This is a genomic window from Bacillus sp. JZ34, assembly GCF_053903205.1.
The window spans coordinates 326,768-346,548 of record NZ_CP096403.1 but is presented as its reverse complement, the minus strand read 5'-3'; the positions used below and the strand labels follow the sequence as shown (position 1 = coordinate 346,548).

Here is a 19,781-nt window from a genome sequence, read left to right as displayed (position 1 = left end):
CCCCTCCAGTTTCGTTGTGATAAAACTAGCAACTCTATTAAACTTTCTTGCTCTATCTTATCCCAGCAAAATGAAAATGTTTGTCACAATGTGTGTGCAAAATGATTCTAGTTTTTAGAAGTTTTGTTGAAAACTGATGGAAACGCATGATTCAACGGAAACAAACCATGAATGTAACTTACTCACAGCTTATCCTAAGGATAAACACATATTACCCACAGGGTATATCCACATATCCACATATTTATTCAACATTTAGTATAAGAACGTATATTCCCTACAATATCTATACACAAGTTTATTCACTTATACACAGTAAATTGTGCATAAATCTAAAGACATCCACTCCAATACATTGAATCTTTGAAAATTATTTCTATATATAGAAGGATTTTTTTGAAACTGAGAGAATATTTTAAAAGTTCGAAACTCTAAGGATTACAAAGAAACCATTTATCCGTAAGGGGGAAAACAGATTGAGAAAAAGTATCATGCGCTATTTCGTCATGGCTTTTATTCTATTATTTTCGTTATCCACATTCCTCACCGGAGTGCAGGCAACATCCGTTCCCGATCAAAAGTCGCCTGAACTTGAGAAAGCTGAAATCTACGGTGATATTGATGTGACGTCTGATAAACAGACAACAGTTATTGTGGAGCTGAAAGAAAAGTCGCTTGCCGAAGCAAAAGCGGATGGGGAAAAGCAAACGAAAGCTTCTTTAAAAACCGCTCGCAGCAAAGCGAAAAACAGTGCGCTGAAAACACTCAAAAAAGCGAAAATAAACCGCGAATACGACCGTGTATTTTCGGGTTTTTCAATGAAACTGCCGGCCAGTGAAATTCCGAAGCTGCTCGCCGTCAAGGAAGTAAAAGCGGTTTATCCGAACGCAGCTTACAAACCTGACAGCATAAAAGGAAAAGACGTGACACTTGCAGCGGATGCCATTTATCCACAGATGGATAAAAGTGCACCGTACATCGGAGCAGATCAGGCATGGAAATCAGGCTATACCGGTAAAGGCATTAAGGTAGCTGTCATTGACACGGGTGTGGATTACACACATCCTGACTTAAAGAAAAATTTCGGCCCATATAAGGGGTATGACTTTGTGGATAATGACTATGATCCACAAGAAACACCGGCAGGCGACCCGCGCGGAGAAGCGACTGATCACGGCACCCATGTTGCGGGGACCATCGCCGCGAACGGTCAGATTAAAGGGGTGGCGCCTGAAGCAACGCTTCTTGCTTACCGTGTGCTCGGCCCCGGCGGCTCAGGAACAACCGAGAACGTGATTGCAGGCATTGAAAAAGCCGTCGCGGACGGAGCAAAAGTGATGAACCTCTCATTGGGCAATTCACTGAACAGCCCTGATTATGCAACAAGCATCGCACTGGACTGGGCGATGGCCGAAGGAGTTGTCGCCGTTACGTCAAACGGAAACAGCGGACCGGAAAACTGGACGGTCGGCTCGCCGGGAACTTCAAGGGATGCGATTTCCGTCGGCGCCTCGCAGCTTCCATATAATGAATATTCTGTGAGGCTTCCTTCGTATTCGTCAGCAAAAGTGATGGGATACCAGGAGGAAAAAGATCTTGAAGCTTTGAACGGTCAAGACGTGGAACTTGTTGAAGCCGGCATCGGACAAGCTGACGATTTCAAAGGCAAAGATGTGAAAGGAAAAGTAGCGGTTATCCAGAGAGGCGTCATTCCATTTGTGGATAAGGCCGAAAACGCCAAAAACGCCGGTGCTGTCGGAGCCGTGATTTACAATAATGTAACAGGGGAAATCGAGGCCAACGTTATGGGGATGGCTGTACCGACTGTCAAATTGTCGAAAGAAGAGGGCGAAAAGCTTGTTCAACAGATCAAAGAAGGGAAACGCTCTGCTGTCTTTTCTTTCAAATTGGACAAAAAGCTCGGGGAAACGATTGCCTCCTTCTCGTCGCGCGGACCTGTCATGGATACATGGATGATTAAACCTGACGTTTCAGCGCCAGGCGTCAATATCGTCAGCACCATTCCGACCCACGATCCGAAAAACCCTCACGGTTACGGTTCAAAGCAGGGTACAAGCATGGCTTCCCCGCATGTCGCGGGAACGGCAGCCCTATTAAAGCAGGCCAAACCGGATTGGACGCCAGAGCAAATCAAAGGCGTGCTGATGAATACGGCGGAAAAATTGACGGATGAAAACGGAAAGCCTCTCCCTCACAATACGCAAGGAGCGGGCAGCATCCGCATCATCGAGGCCCTTCATGCTTCATCAATTGTAACGCCGGGCAGCCACTCATACGGAACGTTCCTGAAAGACAAAGGAAAACAAACGAAAAAACAAGCGTTCACAATTGAAAACCTTTCTTCATTCAGAAAAGCCTATCAGCTCGAATACTCCTTTAAAGGAGCGGGCATCACGGTATCAGGAACGGAACGAGTCGTGGTACCGGCCCATCAAACAGGTAAAGCAACGGCAAAAGTAACCGTCAATTCCGCCAAAACGAAAGCAGGCACATATGAAGGCACGGTTTACGTCCGTGAAGGAGGCAGAAAAGTCGCCGAAATTCCGCTCCTGTTGATCGTCAAAGAGCCTGACTACCCGCGCGTCACATCCGTAACGGTTGAACCGGGGGCAAAGCAGGGTGCTTACACGATCGAAGCCTACCTGCCGGGCGGGGCTGAAGAGCTCGCATTTCTCGTCTATGATGAAAATCTGAACCTTCTCGGGCAGGCCGGCGTTTATAAAAACCAAGGCAAAGGCTATCAATCTTATCAATGGAACGGCAAAATCAATGACGCCGCAACCCTTAAGTCCGGAAAATACTATATGCTAGCCTATGCGTCCGCCAAAGGAAAATCAAGCTACATTCTGACGGAAGACCCTTTTATCGTCGAATAATGACAAGCCTTGTTGAGAACCACTCAACAAGGCTTTTATATGTTAAAATACGGATAATGCGTTCAGGAGAAGCTCTCCCTTCTCTTCAAAACGTGAAAAAAGCAATCGGAGGACATCGTATATATGCTTTCTTTTATCGTATTATTCGGCTTATCCTTCCTTATTGTCTGCTTTATATTTTTCACGATTTTGTACTTCGCCGTCAACCTGCAGAAGCGCGAGCCCAAGCCTTTTCAAAAAGCAACGGAGCAAACCGTCGATACCGTCATCCTCGTTCCGCTCAGCTGGCTGTTTACAGCTTTATACATATGCATTCTGTTTATTCTTTTCCCGATCCGCCATTTTCTCGATTTTTTTCAGCAAAAACGTTAAATTGACTGATGAAACGCTTCGGCCAGCAGCCGGTAAGATTCCAGCCTGTCTTGAAAATCGTGGGTGATCGTCACCGCCATGATTTCATCCGTTCCGTAAGCGCCGGCCAGTTCAAGCAGCTGTTCCTTCACCTGCCGCGGCGTCCCGATGACCATCCGTTTTCGATTGTCTTCCACTCTCTTTCTTTCATAAGGAGAATATTGATATGACAGCGCCGTTTCCAATGATGGAAAGCCTTCGGTCACTATCCCCTGTTCATTGGCTAATAAAGAGAAATCCAAGCTTTTTGCAAGGTTCTCCGCTTTCTCTTCTGTCTCAGCGCAAATCACAAATACAGCAATGATCACGTTTGGCTGTTCACCCAATACAGAAGGTTCGAACCTCTCTTTGTAAAGTCTGGCCGCCTCTTCTCCGCCTTCGCCGTTAATAAATTGGGCAAATGTATACGATGCCCCTGTTTGGGCGGCAAGCCTCGCGCTTTCCCCTGAGGAGCCGAGCAGCCAGACAGCGGGCGCTGCGGCCACGTTCGGCGATGCGATCAAGTTGGGAAAGCGGTGGTGTTCATCGGCTTGATCGTGTAAATATGTGACGAGATCCTGAATTTGTTCGGGATATTGGTCAGTCATCCGTCTTCCTCCATTTTGAAGAGCCATGGAAGCGATCGGCATCCCTCCCGGAGCACGTCCGACACCGAGATCAATCCTTCCGGGCGCAAGTCCTTCCAAGACGCGGAAGTTTTCTGCCACCTTGTAGGCGCTGTAATGGGGAAGCATGACGCCGCCGGATCCTATACGGATCTTCTCTGTTTTAGCCGCAAGATAACCGATCAGAACCTCCGGACTTGATCCTGCCAAGTTTCTTGAAAAATGGTGCTCGGAAACCCAAAATCTCTTGTATCCGAGGCGCTCCGCCGCTTGCGCGAGCTCCACCGTATGCTGTAAAGCCTGTTCAGGTGTGCTTCCTTCAGAAACGGGAGTCTGATCAAGTATGCTTAATGACAACATCTTTTTCACCCCAAGTCTTCGTTTACTTTTCCTGCGCAAAAAGAAATAATAATATCATGGATAAACCTAAAGGAGCTCCTAATACTGATGAATGAGACGAAGCAAAAAACGCACCCGCCAGTCGTAGAAGAACGCTTTGCAAAAGGCTGTTTATTCGGAATCCTTTTCAGTCTTCCCTTTTGGCTGATGTTTTATCTTTTTCTTCAATACATGCTGACAAGATAAGTCCCCTCCGAGTCGGAGGGGACGTTCCTTACCTTTTGTTCAAACCTTTTCCTTTAACGAATTCATTCATATACGCACGCGGTGGCTTTTTGAGGCTTCCGGTGATCTGGTCTGTCCATTTGTCAGACCGTTTGCCGTCTGTCCGCTTTTGATAATAGTTTGAAATCGTTTCGTCATATGCGGACATATGTTTTTTAAACTCGGCTTCGTCCGCTTGATAGGCATTTTCATGATAAATGTGATCAAGCGGCAGACGCGGCTTTTTATCCGACAGGTTGGCCGGATGGCCGACGACAAGCCCGAACAGCGGCAGAACGTATTCAGGTGTTTCCAGAAGCCCGGAGACTTCGTTCAAGTTATTGCGAATCCCGCCGATATAGCAGATGCCGAGGCCCATTGATTCGGCCGCTATTGACATATTTTGAGCGGCAAGAGCTGCATCGATGACGCTGACCATAAAGGTCTCCGTCCCTTCAAGAGAAGCTGTGATATCTACACCCTTTTCCCGGGCCATTTTGTCATGCCGGTAAAGGTCTGCGCAAAATACAAACAGATGGCCGTTTTTTTCAACATATGGCTGATTTCCGGCCAATTCCGCAAGCTTGCGCTTCTTGTCCGGGTCGGTGACACCGATGATTGAATAAGCTTGAATATAGCTGGACGTCGATGCGCTTTGAGCGCTCTCCACAAGCAGGCGAATCTCTTCTTCGGTCAGGAGCTGATCTGTAAAAGACCTGATCGAACGGTGATTTAAAATTGTTTCAATCGTTTTATTCATCCTTTTACCTCCTCAACCTTTATCATATCCAATATCTGCTTTTCCCTAAAGCAAAACGGTTTGGCGGACTGCAGATGGATTCAATTTCATATGGTAAAATGATAGAATCGTCTTACAATTTTTGAAGCGGAAAGGGAGATGACGGTGAAGTCTGTAATTGAAGAATTAGATGCATTATATCCGGAAATGATCGAACTCAGGAGACATTTTCACCAATATCCGGAGCTTTCCCACCGCGAGGTCAATACACCGCGCACCATTGCAAATTACTTGGAAAACCTCGGGATTGACGTGAGAACAAATGTCGGCGGACAAGGGGTCGTCGGTCATATTAAAGGCGGCCGCCCCGGCAAGACGGTCGCCTTGAGAGCCGATTTCGACGCTCTGCCATTACAGGATCAAAAAAATGTTCCGTACCGGTCGACTGTCCCCGGCGTCATGCACGCTTGCGGACACGATGCTCACACGTCGGCTCTCCTCACAGCCGCAAAAGCCCTGGCAAAGCATCAAAAAGACTTGAAAGGAAATGTCGTGCTGATCCATCAATTCGGTGAAGAGGTCACACCAGGCGGCGCCAAGCCGATGATTGAAGCCGGCTGTCTCGAAGGCGTGGATGCCATTTTCGGCACCCACATCTGGGCTCCGATGCCCGTCGGTCAAGTCGGTGTTACATCAGGCCCGATGATGGCAGCCGCTGATAAATTTAAAGTCACGATATCCGGGCGGGGCGGACACGGAGGCGCGCCTCACTTAACGACAGATGCTTTAATAACAGGAGCCTCAGTCGTCAACCATCTCCAGCAAATCGTCAGCCGCAGAATCGATCCGACGGAAGCAGCCGTCTTGTCGATCGGAACGTTTCATTCAGGCCAGGCGTTTAACGTCATCGCCGAAGAAGCGGTCATTGAAGGAACGGTCCGCACCTTTTCAAAGCATGTCCAAGAGACGATCATCGCCGAGATGGAACGCGTCATCAAGGGCGTCTGCGACAGCAACGGCGCTTCATTTTCACTCGATTATGAAAAAGGCTACCCGCCTGTCGTCAACCATGAAAAAGAAACGGACATCGTCCGCCAATGTGCCAAACGAATCGTCGGCCCTGAAGCCGTCATCGAACTCGAACCGAATATGATCGGCGAAGATTTCTCTTATTATCTAGAACATGTCCCTGGATCATTCTTTTTTACCGGCGCGGGCAATCCGCAGACTGGAGCCGTTTACCCGCACCATCACCCGCTGTTTGATATCGATGAAAAAGGCATGCTGAACGCGGCGAAAATTCTTGTGTCGGCAGCTCTCGCATTTTTAAACCAAGATTAAAGACAGCCTGATTCGGCTGTCTTTTTTACTTAAACATATACCCTTTATATTTTGTCAGCTGGCAGCTGGCGTTATAAACGATCGCATAGCCGATCAAAGCAGACAACACAGAGCTCCCTCCGTAGCTGATGAACAGAAGGGGAACGCCCGTAACCGGCATCAGTCCGACGTTCATTCCGATATTTTGGAATGTATGGATGACGATCAGCGCCGTATACCCGACACAGAAAAATGACGCAAACTTATTATAAGGATGTATCTTATCGATCAGTACGACAAGCCGGTAAATGAAAAGGAAAAACAGGATGACGACAAAAGTACAGCCAATAAAACCGAAACTTTCCCCGATGACGGCAAAGATGAAATCGGTTTGGCCTTCAGGAACGTAGACTTTCAAATTGTTCATACCCGTTCCGAAGATTTCTCCAGAGCCGATCGCCGTAACGGCCTTTTCGGTCTGATACGTATCGTTCGCGTCCTGCTGGCTCGAATCGACCCATGTCATCACCCGGTTGATCTGATATTGCTGGATGTGCAGCGTATCCTTCGAAAACTCCGGAAAATTGATCACCAAAAACAGAACGAGCAGTACGAGGGTGATTCCTGACCCCGCCACAATCGAAATCAGCTTCCAGTTCACACCTGATAAAAACACCATAACGGCGACAAAGAACATGCAGATACCGGCCGTACCGGCGTCCTGCATTAAAATCAAACCGACCGGAACCGCAGATACCCCTGCGATTTTCAGCAAAAGGTGAACATCCTCCTGCATCGAGCGCGAGCCTTTCGGACTTGCTTTGGAAATCACCGAAGCCAGCATCATAATCAGGCCGATTTTCATAAATTCCGACGGCTGCAGCGTGACCGAACCAAATTGAAACCAGCTTTTCGCTCCTTTGATAATCGGTGCGATCGACGTTGGACTGAACTTTAACACGATCAATGACAAGATGCCGAATAGATATATGTATATGCTGAATTTTTCAAGCTGCTCCAGATCAAAATAGAGAAAGCCGACGATCACCGAAATGCCGAGCAGATAAAAGAACAATTGCTTTGCCGGATAGCCCTTCAGTGAAAAAGACGGCTCTGCAGCGTAAACAGCGATCACACTGATTAAAAAGAACATGGCTAATATAAAAATCAAATCTCCCTGATAATAGGGACTTGTCGTATTTTTCTTCTGACCCATTGTACCCCGCCTTATTTCTTCATCAAAAGCACTAACTTTCATTATAACATGAACAACCGTTCACATTGCGAAAAAGGGTGAATAAAATAACAGCCTGCATGCATCAGGCTGTTATTTGAACATATAGCTTTGATACTTTGTTAACTGGCAGCTTGAATTGTAGACAACCGCGAAGCCGATCAAGGTTGCTACGACTGAGCTTCCTCCATAGCTGACCAAAAGCAGCGGGACGCCGGTCACGGGCATAATGCCGATATTCATTCCGATATTTTGAAAGGTATGAATGACAATTAAAGCGGTAAAGCCCGCACAGAAAAATGAAGCAAACCTGCTGAACGGATGTATTCGGTCTATGAGCACGACAAGCCGGTAAATTAGGAAGAAAAACATAATGACAACAAACGTGCATCCGACAAACCCGAAGCTCTCGCCGATGACGGCAAAAATAAAGTCTGTTTGCGCCTCAGGTACATAGACTTGAAGATCGCTTACACCATTTCCAAATACTTTCCCCGAACCGATCGCCAGCTGCGCCCTTTCGACCTGCATTTTATCGTCGGCATTCTGTTCGCTCGGATTGACCCAGGTCATGACGCGGTTGATTTGGTATTGTTCAACCCCGAGTGCTCCCGCGACATCGGGAAATTTGATAATGACAAACAAAATCAAAACAATGACTGTAAGACCCGTTCCGAAGATGAGAGAAATCAATTTCCAGTTCACGCCCGACAGGAATACCATCACAAGAATGACAAACGCGACGATTCCGGCTGTACCCGTATCCTGTTCTAAAATCAAGCCGAACGGAACAATGATAATACCGGCGATTTTCAGCAGAAAGATGCAGTCTTCTTTCAACGTACGCTTGCCGACAGGCCCGTTTTTCGACATGAAGGAAGCCAAATACATGATCAGCCCGATTTTCATGAATTCCGACGGCTGCAGCGTAAACCCGGGAAGCATAAACCAGCTTTTGGCACCGTTGATAACCGGCGCAAACCTGTATGATCCGATATATGCCGGACTGAACTTTAACACGATCAGCATCAAAATCCCGAGCAGATAAAAATAAAAGCTGAGCTTTTCAAGCTGCTCCAAATCAAAATAAAGAAACACGATGATGATAAAGGCCCCCAGCAAATAGTAAAGGGACTGTTTCATCGCAAAGGGTTCATTATATTGATTAAACTGCTGAGCGGCGTACACAGCCACAACGCTTATGATAAAAAAGACAATATAGACAAAAATCAAATCCCCCTGATAAAAGGGATTTGTAATATTCTTTTTCTGACTCATTCGAAATCCCGCCCTTATAATATGACACGATGAAATAATCCAGGAAGACGGCATCCGCTTCCTCACAAATGATATGACGTACAAAAGAATAAAATGTTTCGATTTTATTGCGAACAAATTCCTATTCTATTTTAAAGGATTTTTCCAACTATTGTCGAATGTGATAAATTCATTGATTTTTGATTGATTTGTATTAAAATGAGTAATGTTGCATAAAATTAAACTTTTGCCTCCGGCAGAAGCGATACAGAATCACCAATTCATAAGGAGTTTTTCATTTGGATAAAGCACTTCAAAAGCGTAAACGGCTTGATCTCATAAAATTTTTGGTCCCTTCGCTTATCGGAATTATTCTGTTTATGATTCCCGTTAAAATCGAAGGAAATTTAACGATTCCAATTGCTGTCTTTTCAAATGCATTGCAGAAGCTGCTTCAGCAGCAATTGCCGTTAATCATGACGGTCATCGTAACCGCAACATTTATCTTAACCTTTATCACCAAAACCTTTCATCCGGCTTTCATTAAAAAAAGCGAGTTTTTCTATAACTTGCTGAATGTATCTTTATTTTGGTATATCGTCCGCCTGTTCGGCATGATTTTCGCAGTGATGGCATACTTTAAGATCGGCCCTGAAGCGGTATATGCCAAGAGTACAGGCGGAACATTATTATTCAGCTTGCTGCCCGTTCTTTTCTCCGTCTTTTTATTTGCAGGCCTGTTTCTGCCGTTTCTGTTGAACTTCGGCTTGCTTGAGCTGTGCGGCGCTTTGATGAAAAAGCTGATGAGACCTGTCTTTAAGCTGCCGGGACGGTCATCGATCGATTGTATGGCCTCATGGCTCGGCGACGGCACGATCGGCGTGCTCCTGACAAGCAAACAGTATGAAGAAGGGTTCTACACGAAGCGTGAGGCCGCCGTCATCGGCACGACTTTCTCAGTCGTCTCCATCACGTTTTGCCTCGTGATTATTTCACAGGTTGACCTTGCCCATATGTTCGTTCCGTTTTATTTGACGATATTGCTGGCGGGTGCCGCAGCCGCGGTGATCAGCCCGCGGATTCCGCCTTTATCAAGAAAGGCTGATACTTATATTACAGACCAAGCGGATCAGGATCAAGAGGAGATTCCCGAAGGATACACTCCATTCCAATGGGGACTCAGCCGGGCTGTCGCAAAAGCAAAACAAAATACAAGCGTCAAAGATTTCTTGCAGGACGGAGCCAAAAACGTGCTCGATATGTGGATGGGCGTCGCTCCCGTCGTCATGGCGCTCGGCACAGCCGCACTGATTGTCGCTGAATATACACCTGTTTTCAAATGGCTCGGGCTGCCGTTCATTCCCCTGCTCGAACTGCTCCAGGTTCCTGAAGCCGCCGAGGCCTCACAAACGCTTGTCGTCGGGTTCGCCGACATGTTCCTTCCGTCTGTGCTCGGAAGCGGGATTGAAAGTGAAATGACCAGGTTCATCATCGCCTGTTTATCGGTTACACAATTAATCTACATGTCGGAAGTCGGCGGTCTTTTGCTCGGTTCCAAAATTCCGGTGACATTCCTTGACCTCGTCTTGATTTTTCTCGTTCGGACGCTGATTACGCTGCCTGTCATCGTACTGTGCGCCCACTTTATTTTTTAGACAAATAAGAGGCTCTCGGCGCCAAATGCCGAGAGCCTTTTTTGTTTAGAAAAAGTCGTTGATCCAAGGGGGCTGCGGCCTTATCGTGCGGTCCAGCCTGTCACTTTCTCTTCGTTTCCGGAATCCTGCCGGTTTCGTATAGGGAACGCGCGGTCTTGGCTAACTTTTGCAGGATCAATTTCCTCCACGCATTTTCTCTCCTTCATCCTTTATGTCCTATTGAATCGCCGCGAAAATTGAGCCGATAGTTGGAGCGGAAAATGCTTTCCAGTATGTATCATTTTTCGAAGAACGTGGTATAATAAATGTAACAGAATGTTCACAAAATATTCTCCAATTAGACACAATTGTTGTTTCATTCCGCTTTTTTGGCAGCGCTATCATTATTGAAAGGGGCTGAAAACGCATGGATATGTTTTTCGCTTACTTGCTGATCGCAAGCGCCACTCCTTTATTTTTATGGCTGGACAACAAAAAGGTCGCAATTTCTTCTATTCCGCCAATCATTTTAATGTGGGTCTTCTTCTTTTTCTACATGACCAGCAGCCTTTCTCCTACAGGACACTCTCTCATGATCGTACTCTTTATTCTCAACGTTGTCATCGCCCATGTCGCCGCTTTCATCATTTACGGACTTCCATTGATTCGAAAGCACATGAGCCGATAAAAAAGTGCCGGTTGTTCCGCCGGCGCTTTTTTTGCTGTAAGAGACACCATTATAGATCAAAGTTAAATGCTGAATGGGAGTAATCTTTGATGAATGTTTGATACCGGCCGCTGAAATCAAGCAGGTTGTATATTTTTGATTTTTCCGCAAACCGCTTTTGGTTGTCTCTGGCCGGATAATAAACGGACATGCCGCTTCCTCTCGGGTGCTCAGGAGACTTGATGTTCATGATGACAGCCTTTTTGACGGATTTTACGACCTCTTTCGCTTCTTTCTCAGCTCCGATCTGCTGGCCGATCAAGCTTGACAGATCGGCCAAATCAACCATATCCGATTCATCTGCATAATCTTCGGCAGCGAGACGTGCGTAGTGAAGCAGGCGCTTTCCATCCGGCTCTTTCAATGCCCGGTTCATGCTTAAGCTCAACCTGTCGAGGGCATCGACAGCGTCTTTGACGCGGTTTAATTGAATTAAAGACTGCTGCAGGTCTTCTGTTTCACCGTTTTCTTTTGACTGCTGTATGTAGCCTGCCGCGATTTCCCTGCCAAGCTCTTTCGGATCGATTGAAGGGTCGTCTTGAACAGACTGCAGCGCATATTTGTAATCCCAGCCGTTTTGATTCGTATAGTCGACTGAAGCCAGCATGTACTTTCCATAATCCCTCAAGGCATATGCCGTTTCAATCCCGGCCATTTTACAGTTGTCAAAACCGATTAAATCAAACTTTTGCTTCGTATGTTCATAGGCCTTTTTGATTCCCGACTGGAGCTCGCTTATTTTCATTTTTTTATTGCCGAAATTTTCGTCTCCCCCGTAGCCGTCAACGGAGCCAAGCCCATGCCCCCAGAAGATCAATACATATTTTTTAGCCGGGTATGTTTTGACTCCCCATGTGATAAAATCTGTGACGGAGCCGGGACTGTCCATATTTGTCTTCCCGATATTTTCGAGGGGCGCCAGCTTCTGATGTTCAACTTTCCACCTCTGATTCACCTTGTGACTGATCGACGGGTTCGCCCATTTTTTTGCTCCTCCTGTCTGAAGAACGACATTGACGTTTAAAGATGAACCCGCATCCATCATTTCCTGAATGTCATCGCTTGCCATATGAAAATCGCTTTCCATGTCAGAACCAATCATATATACAAGAATAGTGTAGTCGTCTTTTTCTTTTAATAGAGCGGCTGATGCCGGCTGAAAAAAGGCGACTGAAATAACGGAAACCACAATCCATTTGATCAAGTTCATCTTCTTATGCTCCTTATTTAAGATTCCGGGAAATAAATAAGAGAGTAGTAGCCGTCCTCGTCCGGCTGTTCATGTTCTAATGAATATCCAACGGATCGGAAGCACGCTAAGCACCTCTCGTTATCCTCTTCAATTCCGGCAAACCATTTGTTGATCCGGCTCATTTCCGGCAATGCCATCGTCCTTTTGATGAGCGCTTTTCCATATCCCTCTCCGCGCAAAAACGGATCGACTACAAGGGCAATGTTCCCGGTCAAGTCCTCCTCAACTTCAACCATGACAACGCCGACAGGCTTGCCGTCCTCTAAAGCCGCCCATACCCGGTAGTTTTCATTCCCGTCTGCAAAATTGAACCACTCGTCAAGCGGCATCATCCCTTCCAGCCGCCTTTTCACTTCTGCATCCTCAAACCAAGTCTGCAGCCATTCAATATCTTCTTTTCGAAACAGACGTAGTTCTTCTATATTGCTCATTGTTTTCTCCTTTACTGCGCGTATTTTTCAGCCTGCAGGCGATACAGCTCTGCATACTGGGCCTGATTTTTCATCAATTCTTGATGGGTGCCGGCCTCCGCTACCCTTCCTTTTTCTAAAAATACGATGTGATCGGCAAAACGGGCCGTGCTTAACCGGTGCGAGACAATAATGACTGTTTTGCCTTGCGTCAGCTTTTGCAGCTTATCAAATATCTCTTCCTCAATAAACACATCCAGCGCAGAGGAGGGTTCATCGAATATCAAAATGTCGGCAGACTCATCACGCATAAATGCGCGGGATATGGCGATCCGCTGCCATTCTCCCCCCGACAAATTCCTGCCGCCGAACAGTCTGCCAAGCTCTGTTTCATAACCGTCTTCAAGCTTATGTAAAAACTGATCCACTCCGCCGAAGGCCGAAGCACTTTTTATTTTAGCCAAGTCGGTGCAAGAAGAAATGTCGCCCAAGCCGATATTGTATTTCAATGTCATTTCGTACCGCAAAAAATCCTGAAACACAGCCGCGGCATTTGACCGGTAATGTTCAATATCATACTTATAAAGCGGTAAACCATTATAAGAGATCGTGCCTTGATTAGGATCAAAATAACGCAGGAGCAATTTAACGAGTGTGCTTTTGCCTGATCCGTTTTCTCCCACGAGAACGGTCGTCTTATTCAATGGAATATCGAGCTTATGAATATCAAGAACCGTTTTGGTTCCATCATAAGAAAATTCCACTTGATCACATGTAAATCCTTTTTCCTTTTGAACAGCTGGCGCGGTTTCCCCATTTTCCATGCCATTTTTGCTGTTTAAAAAAGAATGAACATTTCCGAGGTGCCTCGTTTCTCTTGCACCGATCGCAAACGCAGCGAACATTTCATTGATTCCTTCGTTGAACTGAACCGCGGCTCCGATAAACAGCATCACATCCCCGATGGACAACCGACCATAAAAAGCCTGGTGAACGATGTAAATCAGAACGGCACCTGCGGCCAAAGATTGTAATACCGACCAGAACAGCTGATACAGCGCCAGTTTTTTTTGATCGTTGGACAGCGTATGGAGGAGCTCCATCGAGGTGTTTTTATAAAAAGACTTAAAAAAAGGAACAAGATTGTATATCTTGACCTCTCCGGCTGTTTCAGACATGAGAGGGACACCTGCATAATATTCCGCGCGCCGTCTCAGTTCCTGAACCTCTTTCCGTCCTTCAAAGGTCGCGTTGTTTAATTTCGCCTCCCAGTACAGTTTAGGAACGGCCAATATGAGAAACAGCAGCGGCACCCACGGTGCAGACATGCCGATCAGTAAACTGCTGGCTGCAATCATCACCATTCCGCCGAAGGTTTGAGACACGATGGAAACCCACATCGTGACAAAATATTCATTATAGCGGATGATTTGTGTATTGGTATGAAAAGATGCGTCTTCAAAAGCCGCGATATCAGGAATGGAAATTGCCTTTTTCATGAGCATTTCATCAAGATAAGCTTCGAGCTTGGCGGTAAGGAGCCTTTTCTGCATTTCAGCCACAGGCTGAAGGGCATCTACGATCAGCGTAAAAGCAATGTATGCAAAGGCCGCCCAAACAAGCGCATTCCAAGAAGACAGCTCAAACGGCGCCCGTGCAATCTCATCGATCACCTCTGCACTCAGCCAGACTAGGAGCGGTCCGAGCATTGCATTCAGCAGTGTAATAAAAAATAGAACAGCCGACTTAAAAGGGTCGCAGCGCCAAAACAACGATAAACCATAAAAGATGATGGAAGCGGTTTGAGGCAGCTTTTTGAAAAAGGAACAAAACTTCAGCAATATACCTCATCCTTCCCCTGAAACGATTTGGCCTGCATGCGGAACATTCTGCTGTATTCCCCGTTCTTGTCCATAAGTTCCTGATGGCTTCCCTCTTCCGCAATTCTTCCGTTTTTCAAAACCAGTATGCGGTCAGCCATTTTTACCGTACTGAACCGATGGGAAATCATGATCACCGTTTTTCCCTCTGTGAAGCTGTGAAATTGCCGGAAAATATCATACTCAGCCCGAATATCCAAAGATGCGGCCGGCTCGTCCAAGATGACAAGTCCGGCATCTTTCATAAACGATCTGGCTAAAGCAATCCGCTGCCATTGGCCTCCCGAAAAATCGGTGCCCCCCCATTCAGGGCCGATCATTGTTTCCAGCCCTTCAGGCAACTCTTCGATGATTGGTTCCAGCTTAGCCGACCGGGCGGCGTCGCGAAGTTTTTCTTCATCACCTAAAGCTTCCGTTCGGCCTACCGCGATATTGTACCGGAGTGACAATTCGTACTTACCAAATTCCTGAAACACGACCGCCATCTTGTTTCTCAGCTCTTGAAGATCGATCTTGCGGATGTCTTTGCCGTTCACTTTAATCTCACCCTCATCATATTCATAAAAACGGCAGAGCAGTTTGATGAGCGTTGTTTTCCCCGATCCATTCGCCCCTACAATGGCAATTCTTTCTCCCGGTGATACTGAAAAGCTGATTCGATTTAGAACATCGCCTGTGTGCATGTCATTCGGTTCAGGCTGCTCGTCGTGTTCCCGCATTTCTTCATCTTCAAGCTCATCGAGCATATCCAAATCTTCCTCATTCACATCAGCTTCATTTTCCCGGGAGCCGGCAGCCGCTTCTCTGAAAGGATAGCGGAAGGTGACATTTTTGAATTCGACTGCCAGCGGTCCTGCGTCCCCGAGAGATTCGCCATTGGAAGGAAGCCTGATATCCTTTTCGGCGTTCATAAAAAGAAAAAAGTCTCTTCCCATTCTCCATATATCCAACGTATCTGCACCTTCCTTGGCGATATCCCGGAGAGCCGTTGATAATTGGAACACGGCCCCCAAGTACAACGATATATCCCCCACAGAAAAACTGTTTGAATGGGATTGGGACAGGATCCAAAAGTACCCCAAACCCGTCCCCGCCCCCGATAAGAAACCCGTTAAAACCGACCAGCGCGCGCTTCTGACTTGAATATTCCGCAGCACAGAATATAAGCCTTTAAAAGCAGATTGATATAAATCAAGAAAGAAAGATCCCAAGCCAAACAGGCGTACTTCTTTGGCGGATCGTCTCCCGAGCAGAATGTGGCGAGCATATGCGGCCCTCCTTCTGACAGGGGCGTAATCCTTGTGATATTCCCACTCCATTTCATTGTAATGATTATGGACAAAAGCGAATGGAGCGGTAGATAAAATGAGGATGACAGCAAGAACGGGCGACAGGTAGGCAATAATCAAAACAACGCCCGCCAAAGACATAACGGCTGTCACCAAGTTCGAACTGATATTAATGAATTGGGAAGGAAGCCATGTCGAGCGATCCCGCAGTGTTTCCAGCCGGTCCCTGTACTTTGGATCCTCAAAAAAACGCATCCCCGGAATGCGGTCAAAAGCGTCGATTAACAAACTGTTGACTGTGATCATCGACCTCTCAGAAAGCATGGCCTTCACCCATTTTTCCAATGATTTAACGACACTGATCATGACCAGGCTTCCCGCATAAATGACAGCCCATATTTCCGCATAGATGACCGCTTCCTGCTCGACAATGCCGTCGATCATTTGCTTTGAAGCGTACAATTGGATTAAAGGTGCTCCGGCTTCGATCAGCATGAAGATAACCATGCAAATCATCAGCCGCGGACCGGATTTCCAGACCATTTTCCCAAGCAGGCCCGCCGTTTGCAGCGGCTCTTGAATATGCTTCATCTTCCACACATGCTTCACCTTCATTTTCTATACCTATTGTGGTCATTGATACGAGTATATTTTGGCTTTCTCCGGCGTATTGACGGTTTCGATATCAGCCATGACCCTTGGTTTTCCCGGACGGCTCCGGTCGAGAAGGTGCTCCTTCCCCTTGGATGCTTCCCTGAGCCATATTTCCAAGTCAATGACAGATCTCATGTACTGATAGCCCATGCCCAGATCATTATTTGGATCTTCAGAGCGAATAGCCATAGCCAGCAAGTGTTTCCACCATATATCGCGCTTAATGATGCCGAGCTCTTCAACAAAGACGCGCTCTCCCGGTTCAAATAGCTGAAGAACGTGTCTGCGGTCATTCATAAAGCTTTTCCTGGCCATATGGGCATATGTTGTTTTCGTTGATCTGTTATAAACATAGGCAGGCAGGATATCGGTGAAAGATTTGCGAAGAAGCATTTTAGAGCCGGCATAATGTTCTTCAAGCCCTTTTAAAACATCAAAATGCTGTTCAGGCGGTACGGAAAATGAAAATTCGATCAGCCTCCGATCCAAAAACGGATGGTACGTAGGCAATGTCACACCAACAGCATCCATGTACCTCGCTCTCGGCCACAAAAAGTCATAATGGAACCTCTTACCCCACACCGAGAGCTCCCGGCTTTTTCGATAGCGAAGATGATCCTCCTTATTGATCTCCCGTTCTCTCTTTCGGTGTTCTTCAGTAAAATATTCAGGCAGCTCATATTCCGTATCTGACCACAGCAGGTCGTAATAGAGCTTTTCTCCGATATAAGGCATGAAAGGGGCGATTCCGTATTGAAATCCCAGCTTCAGCATCTCTTTCATGCTGCCGCCTGACCATTCGCGAAGCAATTTGTAGATTTCAGAAAACCGTCTCTGCCGAAGCAGAGAATCGATCACTGACACTTCTCCGCTAAAAATGAAATCCCCGCCCTCACCCGTCAGGACAGACGAAGCACCATACTCCTCAGCGATCACTGTAAAAGTCTCATTAACCAGTGAATTGGCTCTCGGATCAGGACCGTCTACAAACCAAAGCGGATCACGCCCGATTTCCGCGTTTGGAATTTTGGCTGTGGCGTCTCCGAGAATGATCAGGCCGGGAATATCCATATCGCGCATCATATTTTTTACAAGGTCCTTGTCATGGCTTAATATCATGTCAGGTTCGGCAAATGATATATTGACGGCCAGCAGCTGTTCCTTCCGTCCGCCTGCAATTGCGGCGGCGGTTACGGCAGCTGAATCCAGTCCGCCGCTTAATTCGACAATATGCTTTTCATCTTTTAAACGATCTGCTGTCACTTCCTGAAAAAGCTCCCGGAACCGCGGAACTGCGTCTCCAGCAAGATCTTTCTTGTTTAACAGCTGCGAAAGTCCCCAATAGCTGTGCGCATGAACCGCATGATCCCGGCCAAGAAAAGCGTAGGACGCCGCAGGCACTTTGCGTATTCCTTTAAAAAACGTCCGATCTTCAAAGCCGTTTTCTCCTACAGCAAAGCCTGAAGTAGGAAACATTCTGCACACATTTTGATCGATCGCAAAAGGAATGTCATGAACAAGCAAAAGGATGCGCAAGTCATTCGCTGCAAACCATTCTCCTTTCGGACTGACCCAGTAGTAAACAGGACGGGTTGCGTATATATCAGTCGCCAAAACAAGGCTATGTAGACTGTCATCCCACCACATCATCGTAAATTCGCCATGCGAGTGAGACAGCATGGCAGCTTGATCCTGCTTCAAAGACACGTACAGCTTGTCATATTGTTCAATCTTTCGGGTGCCATCCGATTTTGCGTTAAGACCGCCGCTGATCCAGCCGTCTAAGATGACGGGATGCAAAAGATTTATTTGAGTTGTAGGTCTAAAAGCTTCATCGTATCGGATATGCGCTTCAGCCATGTTTGCGATCCCGCGGCTGTAGCTGTGAATCCGTTCCACCCGTCCCCATTTCTTGACGGCGGAAACCCACTCATGCCATGCAACGGTGTTGTCTCCCTGCATTCCAAACCATACTTTCATACTAGAGATAACACCCACCTTTCAGCGTAAGCGCTCATCTTATACGTCTGTAAAACTTTTAAATCCTTATTTTTATGATTCGGATCGATCGATTTGCCGTTTTCCATTTGAACCCACGCATGAGAAAACAGCTTGTCATCAATTTTCTTGACCCCGATCATGAGATCAGCATCAAACCCATTGCTGAATAATATAGATTGAATCGTTAATGCAATAGAAACGCATGAAGTAACCAAATGGTCGTCTTCATCAAGCGAATATAAATATTCGCCGTTCTGGTGCAGTTCGTCTATATCAAGCAGCCCTGCACCTCTTTGCTGTGCGCTTGCATACAGCGGAAACAGATGGATCGCAATTTTTTCATAAGCTTCTTCAAAATCATGATTTAACAGCATCATACGTACAAAAGCATGAACGGTTGTAAAATATTCGTGATTTTTGACAAGCGCTCTTTTTTTCATCAGCTTTTATCCTCTATTTCAATCAGCTTATGATGTGTCAGTTCCTGTATCGCCTCATTTAATATCGCTGACAGTTCTTCCTCTGTCTGATCGAACGCCGATTGCCACTTGATCAGAATATCTTTTTTATCCTTTCGCTCATTTTCAATTTCGATCCACAGCTCTTTTAAAGCCCCTTCCAATCCGAAATACTGCCCATTGTCCAGGTTTAGGACGATGCATTCATTTTCCAACACGGTTGTCGCTGTCTCTTGATTTCGAATAATTTTCAAAGATTAGACCTCCCCGGTATGCATGATTTCAGAAAAATAAAGGAGAAGAGAGCCGGCAAGCTCTCTTTCAGCACTTTATGCATGATGTTCTTTCCACGCCCTTGGCGAATGCCGTTATCATTTCAGCTTTGGAGCGTTTTAAAAAGAGCCTGCAAT

At 46.4% G+C, this 19,781-nt stretch carries 17 protein-coding genes; 6 read left to right on the top strand and 11 right to left on the bottom strand.

The genetic code is table 11. The features are described from left to right. Nucleotides 1-476 precede the first annotated feature (476 nt). Together M1D90_RS01650 and M1D90_RS01645 are read left to right on the top strand one after the other, a co-directional pair. The gene (locus tag M1D90_RS01650; RefSeq protein ID WP_075212885.1) at nt 477-2,897 is read left to right on the top strand and encodes a S8 family peptidase; all 2,421 of its coding nucleotides are present in this window, start codon (nt 477-479) and stop codon (nt 2,895-2,897) included. A 123-nt stretch (nt 2,898-3,020) separates the two neighbouring features. After that, on the top strand, nt 3,021-3,269 hold the full coding sequence (locus M1D90_RS01645) for a hypothetical protein (RefSeq protein WP_023857017.1): 249 nt from the start codon (nt 3,021-3,023) through the stop codon (nt 3,267-3,269). On the opposite strand, the gene M1D90_RS01640 is transcribed toward M1D90_RS01645, so the two are convergent. Then, a complete protein-coding gene (locus M1D90_RS01640; protein WP_025810610.1) occupies nt 3,266-4,273 on the bottom strand; it encodes an LLM class flavin-dependent oxidoreductase in 1,008 nt (335 codons plus the stop codon). The two genes, M1D90_RS01645 and M1D90_RS01640, sit on opposite strands and share 4 nt — an antisense overlap. Nucleotides 4,274-4,360: 87 nt before the next feature. Between M1D90_RS01640 and M1D90_RS01635 the strand changes: the two genes are divergently transcribed. Continuing rightward, nucleotides 4,361-4,498, top strand: coding sequence for a hypothetical protein (locus tag M1D90_RS01635; RefSeq protein ID WP_023857015.1), 138 nt, complete (start codon nt 4,361-4,363; stop codon nt 4,496-4,498). Between the two features lie 28 nt (nt 4,499-4,526). On the opposite strand, the gene nfsA is transcribed toward M1D90_RS01635, so the two are convergent. Then, nucleotides 4,527-5,276 carry an oxygen-insensitive NADPH nitroreductase gene (gene nfsA / locus M1D90_RS01630; RefSeq protein WP_025810609.1) on the bottom strand — a complete coding sequence of 250 codons (750 nt, stop codon included), beginning with the start codon at nt 5,274-5,276 and terminating at the stop codon, nt 4,527-4,529. Between the two features lie 144 nt (nt 5,277-5,420). Between nfsA and M1D90_RS01625 the strand changes: the two genes are divergently transcribed. After that, on the top strand, nt 5,421-6,596 hold the full coding sequence (locus M1D90_RS01625) for a M20 metallopeptidase family protein (protein ID WP_456283097.1): 1,176 nt from the start codon (nt 5,421-5,423) through the stop codon (nt 6,594-6,596). A gap of 25 nt (nt 6,597-6,621) precedes the next feature. Here the strand turns inward: M1D90_RS01625 and M1D90_RS01620 are convergent, their stop codons facing one another. Further along, nucleotides 6,622-7,791, bottom strand: coding sequence for an FtsW/RodA/SpoVE family cell cycle protein (locus tag M1D90_RS01620; RefSeq protein ID WP_023857012.1), 1,170 nt, complete (start codon nt 7,789-7,791; stop codon nt 6,622-6,624). A 111-nt stretch (nt 7,792-7,902) separates the two neighbouring features. Beyond that, on the bottom strand, nt 7,903-9,087 hold the full coding sequence (locus M1D90_RS01615; RefSeq protein WP_023857011.1) for an FtsW/RodA/SpoVE family cell cycle protein: 1,185 nt from the start codon (nt 9,085-9,087) through the stop codon (nt 7,903-7,905). A gap of 278 nt (nt 9,088-9,365) precedes the next feature. Between M1D90_RS01615 and M1D90_RS01610 the strand changes: the two genes are divergently transcribed. Together M1D90_RS01610 and ywcE are read left to right on the top strand one after the other, a co-directional pair. After that, the gene (locus M1D90_RS01610; RefSeq protein WP_023857010.1) at nt 9,366-10,721 is read left to right on the top strand and encodes a YjiH family protein; all 1,356 of its coding nucleotides are present in this window, start codon (nt 9,366-9,368) and stop codon (nt 10,719-10,721) included. A 406-nt stretch (nt 10,722-11,127) separates the two neighbouring features. Beyond that, complete coding sequence (gene ywcE, locus M1D90_RS01605; protein ID WP_020453353.1) at nt 11,128-11,388, top strand: spore morphogenesis/germination protein YwcE; 261 nt, start codon at nt 11,128-11,130, stop codon at nt 11,386-11,388. A 49-nt stretch (nt 11,389-11,437) separates the two neighbouring features. On the opposite strand, the gene M1D90_RS01600 is transcribed toward ywcE, so the two are convergent. The 7 genes from M1D90_RS01600 to M1D90_RS01570 are packed head-to-tail and all read right to left on the bottom strand — an operon-like array spanning nt 11,438 to nt 19,625. Beyond that, nucleotides 11,438-12,637: a clostripain-related cysteine peptidase gene (locus M1D90_RS01600; protein ID WP_065644447.1), complete on the bottom strand. Its 1,200-nt coding sequence runs from the start codon at nt 12,635-12,637 to the stop codon at nt 11,438-11,440. A gap of 17 nt (nt 12,638-12,654) precedes the next feature. Next, nucleotides 12,655-13,110: a GNAT family N-acetyltransferase gene (locus M1D90_RS01595; protein ID WP_026580272.1), complete on the bottom strand. Its 456-nt coding sequence runs from the start codon at nt 13,108-13,110 to the stop codon at nt 12,655-12,657. Nucleotides 13,111-13,121: 11 nt separating this feature from the next. Then, the gene (locus M1D90_RS01590) at nt 13,122-14,930 is read right to left on the bottom strand and encodes an ABC transporter ATP-binding protein (RefSeq protein WP_025810606.1); all 1,809 of its coding nucleotides are present in this window, start codon (nt 14,928-14,930) and stop codon (nt 13,122-13,124) included. After that, nucleotides 14,924-16,849 (bottom strand): ABC transporter ATP-binding protein, encoded by a 1,926-nt coding sequence (locus tag M1D90_RS01585; RefSeq protein WP_224146318.1) that lies wholly within the window; start codon nt 16,847-16,849, stop codon nt 14,924-14,926. The genes M1D90_RS01590 and M1D90_RS01585 overlap by 7 nt, the downstream gene beginning before the upstream one ends. A gap of 42 nt (nt 16,850-16,891) precedes the next feature. Next, on the bottom strand, nt 16,892-18,892 hold the full coding sequence (locus tag M1D90_RS01580) for an asparagine synthase-related protein (protein WP_145654606.1): 2,001 nt from the start codon (nt 18,890-18,892) through the stop codon (nt 16,892-16,894). Next, complete coding sequence (locus M1D90_RS01575) at nt 18,889-19,353, bottom strand: lasso peptide biosynthesis B2 protein (RefSeq protein WP_023857003.1); 465 nt, start codon at nt 19,351-19,353, stop codon at nt 18,889-18,891. The genes M1D90_RS01580 and M1D90_RS01575 overlap by 4 nt, the downstream gene beginning before the upstream one ends. Beyond that, entirely contained in the window at nt 19,353-19,625 is a 273-nt protein-coding gene (locus tag M1D90_RS01570) for a hypothetical protein (protein ID WP_026580277.1), read from the bottom strand. Before M1D90_RS01570 ends, M1D90_RS01575 begins: the two co-directional genes overlap by 1 nt. Between the last annotated feature and the right edge of the window lie 156 nt (nt 19,626-19,781).

Bases quoted from the DNA above. Each gene is read 5' to 3' on its own strand.
- M1D90_RS01645 (WP_023857017.1), top strand. From the start codon at position 3,021: ATGCTTTCTTTTATCGTATTATTCGGCTTATCCTTCCTTATTGTCTGC.
- M1D90_RS01640 (WP_025810610.1), bottom strand. From the start codon at position 4,273: ATGTTGTCATTAAGCATACTTGATCAGACTCCCGTTTCTGAAGGAAGC.
- M1D90_RS01635 (WP_023857015.1), top strand. From the start codon at position 4,361: ATGAATGAGACGAAGCAAAAAACGCACCCGCCAGTCGTAGAAGAACGC.
- nfsA (WP_025810609.1), bottom strand. From the start codon at position 5,276: ATGAATAAAACGATTGAAACAATTTTAAATCACCGTTCGATCAGGTCT.
- M1D90_RS01620 (WP_023857012.1), bottom strand. From the start codon at position 7,791: ATGGGTCAGAAGAAAAATACGACAAGTCCCTATTATCAGGGAGATTTG.
- M1D90_RS01615 (WP_023857011.1), bottom strand. From the start codon at position 9,087: ATGAGTCAGAAAAAGAATATTACAAATCCCTTTTATCAGGGGGATTTG.
- ywcE (WP_020453353.1), top strand. From the start codon at position 11,128: ATGGATATGTTTTTCGCTTACTTGCTGATCGCAAGCGCCACTCCTTTA.
- M1D90_RS01600 (WP_065644447.1), bottom strand. From the start codon at position 12,637: ATGAACTTGATCAAATGGATTGTGGTTTCCGTTATTTCAGTCGCCTTT.
- M1D90_RS01595 (WP_026580272.1), bottom strand. From the start codon at position 13,110: ATGAGCAATATAGAAGAACTACGTCTGTTTCGAAAAGAAGATATTGAA.
- M1D90_RS01585 (WP_224146318.1), bottom strand. From the start codon at position 16,849: ATGAAGCATATTCAAGAGCCGCTGCAAACGGCGGGCCTGCTTGGGAAA.
- M1D90_RS01580 (WP_145654606.1), bottom strand. From the start codon at position 18,892: ATGAAAGTATGGTTTGGAATGCAGGGAGACAACACCGTTGCATGGCAT.
- M1D90_RS01575 (WP_023857003.1), bottom strand. From the start codon at position 19,353: ATGAAAAAAAGAGCGCTTGTCAAAAATCACGAATATTTTACAACCGTT.